At 67.2% G+C, this 12,305-nt stretch carries 7 protein-coding genes; all 7 read right to left on the bottom strand.

Annotated elements, in window-relative coordinates:
• Positions 1-8: 8 nt before the first annotated feature.
• The 7 genes from Q0907_RS12130 to Q0907_RS12100 all read right to left on the bottom strand — a co-directional run bounded on the left by Q0907_RS12130 (position 9) and on the right by Q0907_RS12100 (position 12,269).
• Positions 9-1,244 carry an FAD-dependent oxidoreductase gene (locus Q0907_RS12130; protein WP_299345011.1) on the bottom strand — a complete coding sequence of 412 codons (1,236 nt, stop codon included), beginning with the start codon at positions 1,242-1,244 and terminating at the stop codon, positions 9-11.
• Between the two features lie 26 nt (positions 1,245-1,270).
• Complete coding sequence (locus Q0907_RS12125; RefSeq protein ID WP_299345008.1) at positions 1,271-1,978, bottom strand: M15 family metallopeptidase; 708 nt, start codon at positions 1,976-1,978, stop codon at positions 1,271-1,273.
• Between the two features lies 1 nt (position 1,979).
• Complete coding sequence (locus tag Q0907_RS12120) at positions 1,980-3,530, bottom strand: serine hydrolase (RefSeq protein ID WP_299345005.1); 1,551 nt, start codon at positions 3,528-3,530, stop codon at positions 1,980-1,982.
• Between the two features lie 109 nt (positions 3,531-3,639).
• Entirely contained in the window at positions 3,640-6,534 is a 2,895-nt protein-coding gene (locus Q0907_RS12115; protein ID WP_299345002.1) for a TonB-dependent receptor, read from the bottom strand.
• Positions 6,535-6,908: 374 nt separating this feature from the next.
• Positions 6,909-7,670, bottom strand: coding sequence for an N-acetylmuramoyl-L-alanine amidase (locus Q0907_RS12110; protein WP_299345000.1), 762 nt, complete (start codon positions 7,668-7,670; stop codon positions 6,909-6,911).
• Between the two features lie 116 nt (positions 7,671-7,786).
• Positions 7,787-10,795 carry a TonB-dependent receptor gene (locus tag Q0907_RS12105; protein ID WP_299344998.1) on the bottom strand — a complete coding sequence of 1,003 codons (3,009 nt, stop codon included), beginning with the start codon at positions 10,793-10,795 and terminating at the stop codon, positions 7,787-7,789.
• Between the two features lie 52 nt (positions 10,796-10,847).
• Positions 10,848-12,269: a transglutaminase domain-containing protein gene (locus Q0907_RS12100; protein WP_299345250.1), complete on the bottom strand. Its 1,422-nt coding sequence runs from the start codon at positions 12,267-12,269 to the stop codon at positions 10,848-10,850.
• Between the last annotated feature and the right edge of the window lie 36 nt (positions 12,270-12,305).

The following is a 12,305-nucleotide window of genomic DNA, read 5'->3' as shown; positions in this document are numbered from 1 at the left end:
TGGATCGGCTACCCGAACCGCGCCAGCGCATAGGGCGCCAGCGGTATCTCCGTCGCCTCGCCGGCCATCATCTGATCCAGCAGCTTGCCCGTGACCGGTCCCTGGGTCAGGCCGAGGTGGCCGTGGCCGGTGGCGACGAAGACGTCTTCCCCCGGCACGCGGTCGATGATCGGCAACGAATCGGGCGTGCAGGGGCGATTGCCGGCCCACTCGGACACCGGTTCGCCCGCGATACCGGGAAACAGCGTGCGCGCCTCGGGGTCGAGCCGGCGGATCAGCGCGTAGTGCGGATCGCGACCCAGCGCGGTCAGCTCCTTGATGCTGGTCATCCGGATGCCTTCCTGCATCGGCGACACCACCATGTAGCGCTCCGCCCACAAGGTGGGACGGCGCACTACCGTTTGCGCCTGCGGATACATCAGGTGGTACCCGCGCGCGGGAATCACGGGAATCTTCAGCCCGAATGGGCGCAGCAACGCATTGCTCCACGCGCCGGCAGCGACCACCACCCGGCCGGCATGCACCGGCCCCCGGTCGGTATCGATCCGATAGCCCCCGCCCTGGCGCGCCACGCCCGACACGCGGGCGATCAGCGACGTCGCACCACGCGCGACCAGGTCGTCGAACAGCCGCCGGCAGAACGCCCCCGGGTCACGCATCGCCAATGACTCGCGCTGGAACACCGCGCGCCGGAATCCCGACCCGATGCCCGGTTCAAGGTCGCGCAACTGGGCGGCATCCAGCGCATCGAACACGACGCCACGTTCACGCATCAGGCCGCGTTCCCATTCACCCTTCGCGAACGTCGCCTCCTCGCTGTACACGTGCAGGTAGCCGGTGTGCGCGATCAACTCGCTGGCGTGGATCCGTTCTCCGAGCTCCAGCCACGCGCTGCGCGATGCCGTGTTGATGGCGCCCAGCGCATCGATGATGGGCAACACGTGCTGCAACCGGCCCTGGTTGAGGAACTGCAGCAGCCAGCGCGCGTACGACGGGCTGACGCCCCAGTCCAGCTTCAGCGGCGCCAGCGGATTGGCCAGCATGCGCAGCGCCTTGGTGACGATGCCCGGCGTCGACTGCGGCATCACGTTGCCGACCGAGATGGAGCCGGCGTTGCCGAACGATGTCTCGCCCGCCGGCCCCTTGGCATCGATCAGCACGCACGACAGCCCGCGATCCAGCAGATGGTGCGCCGTCGACAGGCCGACGATGCCGCTGCCGATCACCGCGACATCGGCGGCCATCGGCAAGGGGGAAGAGGGGGAAGCACTCATTGGATCGGGACGTCGTAGGCAGTTCGCGGGGTGGGTTCGGGACGGAAGGTGAAGTGCCACCACTCCATCGCATAGTTCTGGAAGCCATGGCGGGCCATGGCCTGCACCAGCCGCTCGCGGTTGCGGCGCTGGTCGTCGTTGATGGCCGGATGCGCGGTGTTGGCGCGCGGATCGAAGAAGTCGAACGGCGTGCCCATGTCGAGTTCGACGCACGCGTCACCGTCGCATCGCACCAGCGTCAGATCGAGCGTCGCGCCACGGCTGTGCCCGGATGTCTCCGCGATGTAGCCATCCAGCAGGCTGTCCTTCTCGAGATTCGGGTAATAACCCGCCTTGGTGCGCTGGTCGGACGGATCGCGCGCCCAGCGGACGAAGTGCTGCACCGCGCGTACCGGGCGATAGCAGTCGAACACCTTCAGCGACAGGCCTTCGCTCTGGACGTCCTGTTGCACGCGTGCCAGTGCCTGCGCGACCGGCGCAAGCAACAGGCACTTCGGTGCGTCGTAACCGGTGACGGGCGTGCCGACGAAGTTGTTCGTGCCGGCGTAGCGGATGTCCTGCGCCAGTCCGGGCACGACGCTGGCCGCGTCGACCAGGCCCGCCTGCGACGCGTCGCGCGCGGGAGACACTCCTACCACCGGCGATGACGCGCACGCGCTCAACCAGGGAAGCACGCACGCAAGCAGCAGCCAGGCACGACCCATGTCAGCGCCCTCCGTAGCACGACGCCGTGCGGACGAACGCGAGGTTCTGGTAGTCGTAGCTGAAATCGGCGTCGGGGTCGACATGGCTCAGCGTCAACGTGGCGACGCCGCCCGATGCGGTGCCGAAGTGCAGCCACGGCTCCGCGTCCACGCTCTCGTCATCCCAGTCCACCAGCCAGCGTGTGTCGACCCGCATGACCGTGCCCGTCAGCATCGGCGAACGCTCGGATGCGAACCGGACCTGCCCGCGATCCCGGCACAGCGCGACCTTGCCGAACCATGGATCCTGGTAGTGGCCCGTCCAGTCGTCCAAGCTCCGGGCTCCGGCGGGGACGCGATGCCGCGTGTCAGGCTTTGGTTTGGCGGCCCGCTCGCCTGCACGCTCGTGATCCAGCAGACCAGCGTAGTACGCCACCGTGGGCATCGACTGCGGATCGGTGAAGTGCTTGGTCAGTACCTGCCCCAGTACCGTGCGCGCGGCTTCGCCTTCGCCGTTGATGAGGATGACGATCCCCGTGCGCTGGTCGGGCAGCAGGATGACGGACGAGTACATGCCGGCCAGCGTGCCGGTGTGCGCGACCTTCCACGCCCCGTCCACGTCCGACAGGCGCCAGCCATAGCCATAGGCCGAGACATGGGTGTTGTCCCACGCGCGCATGCGCGCGCTCACCGGCATGGGCATGTGCGCGGTCCACACGGCCTTGCGCTGTACCGGCGACAGCCACGCGGGCGCCGCATCCGGCGACAACCACATGCGCATCCACGCCAGCATGTCATCGAGGCTGCAGCGGATGCCCCCGGCCGCCATCGACGTGACGTTGGGGACGATGTCGCCGTCCTCGCGGATGACACGGTTGCCCTGCGGCGTGCGCATGTGCGGTTGCGCCACGTTGCCGACTTCGGTCCGGTTCCATTCGCCCACCTGGCAGCGCGACAGGCCGAGCGGCTCGAACAGTTCGCGCTTCACCAGTTCCTCGTACGACGCACCGCCTGCGGCGGCCGCGACCTCACCCGCCACGACATACAGCAGGTTGTCGTAGGCATAGTCCGCGCGAAAGCTGTGCGTGGGCTTCAGATGTTGCAGGCCTGCAATGATGTCGGCGCGGGTGAAGCGGTTCGGTTCGGGCCACAGCATCAGGTCGCCGGCACCCAGGCCCAGGCCGCTGTTGTGGATCAGCAGGTCGCGCACCTGCATCTGCTGCGTGACCCAGGGGTCGTGCATGCGGAACTGCGGCAGGTGCTTGAGGACCGGGTCGTCCCACTTCAGCCTGCCGGCATCGACCAGGCGCGCGAGCACGCCCGCCGTCATGGCCTTGCTGTTGGACGCGATCTTGAACAGCGTGTCGTTGTCGATCTTCCCGCCGCCGCCGGCCTCCCGTTCGCCGAGCGTACGGGTGTAGACGATGTCGCCATCGCGGATGACGCCCACCGCCAATCCGGGCAACCGGTATCGCTCGAAGGTCTGTTCCACCGCGATGTCGAAGGCATCGTTGGCGGGTGCCGCATGCGCGACGGGCGCCAGTAGCGCAAGGCAGACAAGGACGTGCTTCATGGCGTGATTCGGGTTCCGCGTTACCGCAGGCCTCGCATCCTGCAAACAGGGGGGCCGCCGCCGGTTGCCGGCGGCGGCCCCGATACCATCGATCCGGGCGCGGATCAGGTCAGTCGAACTTGTACTCGACCATCAGCGCGAACGAGCGGCCGCGCGGATCGGCGACGCGCGGCTCCCACGCGGCGCCGGACGCGAAGTCGTTCTGGTGCGCGGTGAACGGCGGATCCTCGTTCAGCACGTTGCGCATCACGAAGGTGAGCTTGGTGTTCTCGATACCCGTCCATGTCAGGCTGTAGTTGTACGTGATGTAGTCGTCGACGTTCGGGTTCCAGTCCTCGGGCACGTAGCTGCCATTGGCGACGCTGACCGGCAGTTCGTCCTTGTACCCGTCGCGATAGACCTGGGTCAGGGTATGCGCCCAGTCGCCCTTGGCCCAGTTGAAGCCCAGCGTGTGCTTCCACTTCAGCGGCAGGCTGTAGTAGCGGACGTACTTGCCGACCAGGTTGTTGCCGTAGGGCGAGGTTTCCAGGGCTTTTTCCTGGAAGCTGTCGATGTAGCTGCCGTTGAGGTTGATGCGCCATGTGCCGCCGGCCAGTTCGCCGGTCAGGTTGGCGTCGAGCTCGATGCCGCTGATCAGCGTGCCGCCGGAATTGATGAAGCGGCGGTCGATCGCGATGACCTCGCCCGACGCATCGCGGATCCAGTTGGCCGTGAACAGATCGTAGTTGGCGATCAGCGTCGCCTGGTTGGGCACGCGGATCGTGTTGGTCCGTTCGATTTCCCACCAGTCCAGGCTCATGTTGAAGTTGCCGGTCGGCGCGAACACCAGGCCGAAGCTCTTCTGCTTGGACTCCTCGGGTTTCAGGTCGGACTTGCCGCCGGTCAGGATGTCCGGCTGGATCGCTTCGCAACCGGGCACGGCCGGGTTGGCCACGCCGCCGGGGCAGCTGGCCGGGTCGGCCAGATCGAAGCCCGTGTAAGGACTTTCGGTGACGCCGCTGAAGAGCTTGGTGAACTCGGGCACCTTGAAGCCGGTGCTGTACGCGCCGCGGAACGCCAGCGCATCGATCGGCTGCCACTTGAAGGAGTACTTCGGGTTCACCGTGCTGCCGAAACCATCGTAATCGTCACGGCGCACGGCCAGGCTCAGCTCCAGGCTGTCGACGACCGGCAGGAAGGCTTCCGCATAGACCGCTTTCACGTCGCGCGTCACCTTCGGCATGTTGTTCGCCGCATCGAACGGCGCGCCGAAGATGTAGCTGTTGTCCAGCGTGATGCCTTCTTCGACCGAGCCGAACTCGAACTCCTCGCGGCGCAGGTCGATGCCGACCGCCGCCTGGACTTCGCCGCCCCAGAGGTTGAAGCCCAGGCCGCCGGAGAACGCAGCGTCCAGCGTGGTGACCGTTGACTCGCCGCCGTACAGGCGCGTGCCCGCCGCCGACGCGGCCTGCAGCATCGCGATGCCTTCGGCGCGCTGCTCCTGCCCGGGCATCAGGAAGGGGTTGAGCATGCCGCTGCCCAGCGCGGCCTTGAAGGCGGGAGTGAAGTAGTAGCCCGTGCCGAGGACCGATTCGGCCTCGCTGGAGGCGCGCGACAGCCCAACGTCGTAGTCCCACGTGCCGATGCTGCCCTCGACGCCCGCCAGCAGGCGGTATGCCTTGGTGGTCGTCTCGATCTGGCGGGGCCCGCAGACCTCGCAGCGCCAGCGGTAGGCGATGCGGTTGCCGTACACGAGGTTGGCCGTGCCGAAGTAGTTGGCCAGCGCGTTGTAGATCATGTTGTAGGTGGCCAGCGCCTGCGCATCGTTGGGCAGGTACGGGAACCACGTGCTCGGGCCGAGCGCCGATGCCGCCGTCGAGGCGCTCGACGTGATCTGCTGGGCTTCGAACTGGCGGTTGGATTCGGTCCGCGAGCCCATCGCTTCGACGTAGAACTGGTGATTGTCGCTGATCTTGAAGCTGGCCCGGCCCAGCGCCTGCAGGCTCTCCTGCGGCTGCTGCATGACCTGCGCGGCCGGGTAATCCCAGGCGCACGCATAGCGCGAATTGGCGACGCCCCACAGCTGGTAGGCGTACGGCCCCATCATGTCGCCGCCGGCCTCGCATCCGGGCCCACCCGGCAGGTTGAGCGTGTTGACCAGCGCCTGGTTGGGACCACCGGCCGGATTCACCAGCGTGCCGTTGATGAGGCCGCCGGCGATGTTCGACACGGTGGCGAAGGGCGTGCCGCGCGTGTCGGGCGACAGGCCACGCTCGGGCTGGAAGGTGTTGGAGAAATCGCGGTCGGTGCCGAGCAGGATCTCGTTCTTGCGGTAGTTCAGGGTGCCCCACGCGTTCCACCCGTCGGCATCGATGTCGCCCCACCCGCCGAGCACGCTGGCGGTGTAGACGTTGCCGCCGCCCTCCTGGGTGACGTCGACGCCGGCATTTAGCGTGATGCCGCGGTAGTCGCTGCGGGTAATGAAGTTGATGACGCCGCCGATCGCATCGGTACCGTAGACCGCCGAGGCGCCATCGCGCAGCACTTCCACCCGGTCGATCGCGGCGAAGGGGATCGAGTTGAGGTCGACCGCCTGGCCACGCAGGCCGTGCGTCGCGACGCGGCGACCGTTCAACAGCACCAGCGTGGCATCGGCGCCCTGGCCGCGCAGGTTGGCGCCGGAAACGCCGTTGTTGCCGCGCAGGTCGGCCGGCGCGATGCCGGCGTTCGCCGCCAGGCTGTCCGAGCCGTTGCTGGCGATGTTGAGGAACTGCAGCAGCTGTTCGGCGGAGGTGATGCCCTGGGCTTCGATCTCCGCCTTCTGGATGATGGTGATGGGCAGCGCCGCCTCGACGTCGGTCCGCTTGATGCGCGAGCCGGTGACGGAGACGGTTTCCAGCGTGCGCGCCTCGCCCTGCGTCGCAGATGCCGCCTCCTGCGCGAGTCCCACGCCGGGTACGGCGAGCCCCAGCACGATGGCGACGGCGAGATGGCGGGGCGTGAGCGGGCGGGAGCGAGAGGGCATGCGGAATCTCCTGGAGGTAAGAACGCGGCGATACGTGGCCGATACGATGCCTGCGGTGCGTGGTGCACGCCGCCCGGGGAAATGGCGCACGGCCCCGCCCTGTCCGGGCGCATCGCCGCGCTGTTGCCGTCATTCCCCGCGCGTATGGATCCCCATGCGTGCCACCCGGCGCGTCCGGTTCCGGCGACGCAGCGCAGGCATTGCCTGTTGGTTCGGTTACTGCGCCGGCACCCCGCCGGTTACTGCGTTGCCGGATCCGAACATTCTCCGGCGGGACAACACGAAAACCCCTTTCATGGCGGTTTAGCACGCGCCCCGCGATGAGTCAATAAATTATTCTTGATCAGCGAAAAAACTGACTTGAATATTCCTGTTCATTGGGGCAGCGGCGTGGCGGTGGCGGTCAATGCGTGCAGGATGCGCAGGTCTTCGGCGTCGAGTTCGCTGCCCTCCATGCCGCGGAAGCGATGATGGAAGGCGCGCACGGTGTCGCCCCGGTTGTCGATGGAATAGCCGATGGCCTGCAGCGCCAGCCAGGGGTCGAAACCGGGCGGCGGTTCGCCCGCACCGGCCGCGGGCCACAGGCCGAAACCGGCGTCGTGCAGGCGCTTCCATGGGAACAGCGGGCCAGGATCGATCTTTCGCGACGGCGCCAGGTCAGAATGGCCGATGACCTGCGTGGGGGGAATGCGCAGGCGCGTGGTCAGGTCGCGCAGCAGCACGATCAGGCTGTCGATCTGCGCATCGGGAAACGGGCTCTTGCCGTCGTTGTCGATCTCGATGCCGATCGACGCATTGTTGACGTCGGTGATCGCGCCCCAGCGACCCGCACCGGCATGCCAGGCGCGTCGGGTATCGCTCACCAGCTGATAGACCTTGCCGTCCTTGCCGAGCAGGTAGTGGGAACTCACGCGCCCCCCGCTGTTGCGGCTGCGCAGGGTGTCCAGCGACTGTTCCACCGAATCCTGTTCCGTGTAGTGCAGCACGATCACCACCGGTCGGCGCTCGTCGAAATTCTTCGACGGCACCCACGTGGCGAGCGGATTGCGCGGGCCGGAATGGGCGCAGGCGCCGAGGACGAGGACCAACGCGGCCAGGAGGGCGGTTCTGCACGCGAACGTGACGCGCTTCGTCATGGGAGACACCTCGGGAAGCAGCCTTGCATAGGAATAGCACGGCACGGAAAAGAAAAGGCCTGCCGCGAACGGCAGGCCACGGGAGAGACACACGCCGGATCGCATGCGCTGTGCGGTCAGAACGTCCAGGTCACCACGAGCTGGGTGTAGCGCGGCGCCTGCCAGACCGTTCCCTGGCCGAAGTGCGGAAGCTGCACGCCAGGCTGCGCCTCGTAACGCGAGTGCACGTTGACGACGGTCTGGTTGTTGAACAGGTTGTACACGGACAGCCGGGCCTTCAGGTCGATGCCCTCCACCGGCAGCGTCCAGGTGACGTTCGCGCCCACGTCGGTGACCCACGGCATGCGGCCGAATGCGCCGCGCTCCGAATACGTCAGCTGGCGCGTCGCCCAGTTGGCGCAGTTGTTCGTGGGCGACGAATAGCACAGCCAGCCCGAGCCACCGCCGCTGAACTCGCCGGGGCCGCCCGCCGCACGGTTGTCGTCAGGCCACACCACGCCGAACGCCGTGATCGGCCCACCGGACCGCGTTGAGAGCGTGGCGCCGAAGCTCCACTGCTCGTTCAACTTGTAACTGCCGCGCAGCTTGATCTGGTGGCGGAAGTCGTTGAACAGCACGCCATAGCGCTCGTTGACCGCCGGATGATCGTAGTACTGCACCAGGTTGGTATCCGCGTAGCCGGTGTCCGAATTGACCGGCCCTTCGATGTTGCCCTCGGACTTCGACCACAGGTAGCTGGCGTTGAAAGCCCACTTGTCGTCCCACGCGCGGTCCAGCTGGAATTCCACCGCCTTGTAGGTCCGGCGGGGCTTCTTGTAGCCCATGATGTTGCCGCTGCCGCTGGCGATATAGCCGTCCTGCGAGGAATCGAACTGCACCCAGTCGTCGGTATCGGGACACCACAGGGTGGTGCTCTCGCCCGGATTGATGATCGGCCAGTCGCCGGAGTACCACGGGCAACCCGCGACGTGGTTGATGCGCGCATCCTCCACCGCCCGGGTGACCTTGCGATACGTCGCATTGACGCCGTACGACCAGGCCTGGTTGATCGCCTGCTGGAAACCGAGGATGTACTCGTCCTGGAAGACCTGCTTGAGGTCCCTGGCGACGGCGGTGCGCACATCGTCCGGCGCAGGCGCGTTGCCATCCGTGTTCACCGGACCGATCTGCGGCCCCAGGTCCGGGACCAGGTACGTCGCACCGGTGACCGGGTGCGTCTGCTGGATCCAGCCATTGAGCACGTAGTAGGTGTGCTCGTCCGTGGTGCCGCCGCCGAAATAATCGGTGAGCTTGTTGGTAAGCGGAATGTAATAGCGGCCCGCGTTGCCGAAGAGCTTGGTCGTGCCATCGCCCTTCATGTCCCAGCTGAAGCCGACGCGCGGCGCCATCATGTCCGAGAAGTCGGCCTTGGCGAAGGTGGCGCCGGAGGCGAGCTTGTTGTGGAACTTGTCGAAACGCAGGCCCAGGTTCAGCAGCAGGTTGGGCGTGACGCTCCAGTTGTCCTCCACATAGAACGCCTGTGCCTCGGTGGTGACGGGAGAGCCCGTGATGTAGCGACGCGCGTCGATGATGCGGGTGACGCCTGCCGGCACCAGCGCACCGTTGGGCAGTACGGCGCCGGCATTCGCGGCCTGCGCCTGGTAGCTGACGCCGTCGCCCGGGTAGACCACCGAGCTGTCCGAATCCATGATCTCCTGGTCCAGGCCGAAGCGCAGCAGGTGATCGCCCAGCGTCCATTCGAAATCCAGGCGTGCCGCTTCGCGCTTGTCGTAACGGCTGCTGATGCTGGTGTCGGTCGGGTGGCAACCCTCGGGGATCGTCTCCGCCCCGAAGCGGGTCGTGTAGCTGCCGGACCGGGTGACGATGCTGCAGTCGGCGTCGAGCGGCGTACCGCTGAGGGCACTGCGCTCGTTAACGCCGTACATCGCCTTGGCGGTGAAGTTGTCCCCGAAGTGTCCCGTATACGTCAACGACCAGTTGTCGCCGCCGGAACCCGCGGTACTGCCGCCCCGCCAGTTGCCCAGCATGCCGGTGTCCCACGTGTAGCCGTACTTGGTGGTTTCCGAGTCCGCCTTGTCGGAGAAGGCGAGCAATTCCAGCGCGTGGTCATCGTTGATACGCCAGTCCAGCTTGGCGCCCCAGAAATCATTGTTGCTCTTGGTCTTCCAGGCCTCGATCGTGTCGATGTCCTTGGGCTGGCTGTCCCGCATCTCGTACATCGCGAAGAAGAACAGGCGGTCCTTCACGATCGCGCCGGATGCCCACACGTTGGCCTTGTAGAACGGACTCGTGTCGCGGCTGGTGCGGTTGCGCTCGTCCAGCGTGCCATCGCGATGAAAGTGGTCTTCCTTCGAGGCTTCCCATGCGGAGGGCTCGAGCGTCAGCTCCGCACCGGCCTGGAATTCGTTGCTGCCCGATCGCGTGACCGCATTGATGACGCCGCCGGTGCTGCGCCCGAATTCCGCCGAGTAGCCGCCCGTCTTGACCTGGACCTCTTCGTAGAAGCCGAACGGCACCGACGAGAAGCCCTGGCGGCGGTACGGATCGGTGACATTGAGTCCGTTGATGTAGATGGCGTTCTCGGCGACCGAGGAACCCCCGAAGGACAGGCCGCCGAACGTCGCGCCCGAATTGACGACGCCCGGCGCAAGCAAGGCGACGGAGCTCAGGCTCTGGTCGACCGGCAGGCGCGCCAGCTCCTGGCGGTTGATGTTGGTCGCGGACTCCGTGGACCGCACGTCCACGCGATTGACAACACGCGAACCGACCACCTGTATCGCGTTGAGGTTCACCACGGCGCCGTCGCCGCCCAGGTTGACGGTGGTGGTCCCGCCCAGCGAGACATTGACCGCCACGCCATCGCCCACGTCCTGGCCGGCGCGCTTGACCTGCAACTGGTAGTCGCCGACCGGCAACTGGGCAAGGCGGTAGCCGCCATCGCCGCCCACGGTCACCGAGCGCGCCGCGCCGGTTGCGGTGTTCGTGATCGTGATCTGGTCGCCCGCGTTCGCACGGCCCGCGACCGCGCCCGTCGCGCTCTGGGCCATCGCCAGCGGCGCCATCGACGCCAGGCAGGCCCCCAGGGCCATGCCCAGTGCCGCCTTCTTCAGAACCTTGCCTTTCATCCCCGCTCTCTCCTGCTAAAGATGGTGGTGAATCGTGTGGTGGTGTGTTTCGTCAGCCGCGCCCGTCCCGGGGCAGCACGGTCCATTCGAACTGGTAATCCCACTGGTCGAAGTAGAGGTTCCCGCCCCGCCACTCCACTTCCCCGCGCTGCAGGTCCACGGTCTCGGAGCGGACGTGCTGCTTGGCGGGGATGAAGGTGCGCGAGTAGTCGTCGTTGAAGGCGACGCGGTAGGCGTCCAGCCCGCCCAGGTAGAACCAGCGCAGCGCCGGATCGTCCGAAGCCAGCTGGCCAGTGGTCACATCCATCGGGACCCAGCCGTAGGGCGCCAGGTACAGCGCGCCCCAGTCGTGCATGGTGTCGTGGCCCTCCACGTCTTCGGAGTACGCCCACCCGGACTGCCAGCGCGCGGGAATGCCGTTCATGCGCAGCAGCGTGATCAGAAGCAACGTCTGCTGGCCGCAGTCGGCATGGCCGGCGCGGAAGGCGTAGTCGCTGATGTTGCTGATGGTCGAGTACTCGCGCGCGCCGGCCCAGGGGATGCGGTCCACGGCGGCGAACAACTTCTGCGCGATGCGGTACGGATTCTTCTCGTCGCCGACGACCTGCTCGCTGAAGCGACGAAGGTCATCGCTGAAGACCACGTGCGGCGACCGCTCGGCGAGGAACGGCGCCAGCGCCGGCGTGGCGGTCACGGGCTCCACCCGCTCGGGATCGATCGCCACGCGGCGTGCATGCACGGTGACCTCGTATGTCACCGAGAACGTGGTCGGCTGTCCCGCGAGGGCAGGCTGCTCGAGGTAGGCGGTGCGCTGCAGCGCGCGTTCGGGCGCGATCTGCGGGCGCGCGGGCTGGCTGGCGACCAATGCGATCGCCTCCTGCTGCCCCGCGATGGCGCGTGGGTACGGCAGCCAGGCGCGGATGGTTTCGCCTGCGGGCACCGCATCCGGCTTCACGCTCACGGTATGGGTGATGCGTACGCGCCGCGGCAGCACGCTGCTCGCGGCGGTCGCCTTGCTGACCTGCACCACGTCGCGATGATGGCGGTGCAGCGCTTCGTATGGCCCTTGGGCGAACGGTCGCACCGGCGGCGCGCGACGCGCGGCCGCTTCCGGGCTAATTCGGAACAGGTTCGACGCCGACCGGTTGAAATAGAGGGGCCGGCCGTCGATGTCGAGCCGCTCGATCAGGCCCGCCCGGTCCCAGCGCTGGAATTCCTCATCGCTCAGGTCGGGAATCTGCGCGCGCACGCGCTCGCGCACGGCGTCGGCATCGAGGGCGAAATCCAGCCGGATGCGGCGCATGCGCTCGCGCTGGAACTGCAGGGCCTGCCGACGGGCATCATCCGCCGCCCCGTCCGCAAGCGCCCGGGCGATCGCGTCTTCCGCCTGCTGGAAATGCCCCCGGTCGATGTCGGCGACGATGGCCGCGAGCGGATCGCCGGCCTCGGCCAGGCCGGGCACCGGGAGTACCATCGGCCACCCGCACAGCGACAGCCACGCCGCCAGGCG

This window comes from uncultured Pseudoxanthomonas sp. (assembly GCF_947498795.1).
Lineage (GTDB): Bacteria > Pseudomonadota > Gammaproteobacteria > Xanthomonadales > Xanthomonadaceae > Pseudoxanthomonas_A.
This window is presented reverse-complemented; position numbering and strand designations above follow the sequence as displayed.

Coding starts and splice junctions, on each gene's coding strand:
- Q0907_RS12115 (WP_299345002.1), bottom strand. CDS start 6,534: ATGCCCTCTCGCTCCCGCCCGCTCACGCCCCGCCATCTCGCCGTCGCC.
- Q0907_RS12125 (WP_299345008.1), bottom strand. CDS start 1,978: ATGGGTCGTGCCTGGCTGCTGCTTGCGTGCGTGCTTCCCTGGTTGAGC.
- Q0907_RS12120 (WP_299345005.1), bottom strand. CDS start 3,530: ATGAAGCACGTCCTTGTCTGCCTTGCGCTACTGGCGCCCGTCGCGCAT.
- Q0907_RS12130 (WP_299345011.1), bottom strand. CDS start 1,244: ATGGCCGCCGATGTCGCGGTGATCGGCAGCGGCATCGTCGGCCTGTCG.
- Q0907_RS12110 (WP_299345000.1), bottom strand. CDS start 7,670: ATGACGAAGCGCGTCACGTTCGCGTGCAGAACCGCCCTCCTGGCCGCG.
- Q0907_RS12100 (WP_299345250.1), bottom strand. CDS start 12,269: ATGGTACTCCCGGTGCCCGGCCTGGCCGAGGCCGGCGATCCGCTCGCG.
- Q0907_RS12105 (WP_299344998.1), bottom strand. CDS start 10,795: ATGAAAGGCAAGGTTCTGAAGAAGGCGGCACTGGGCATGGCCCTGGGG.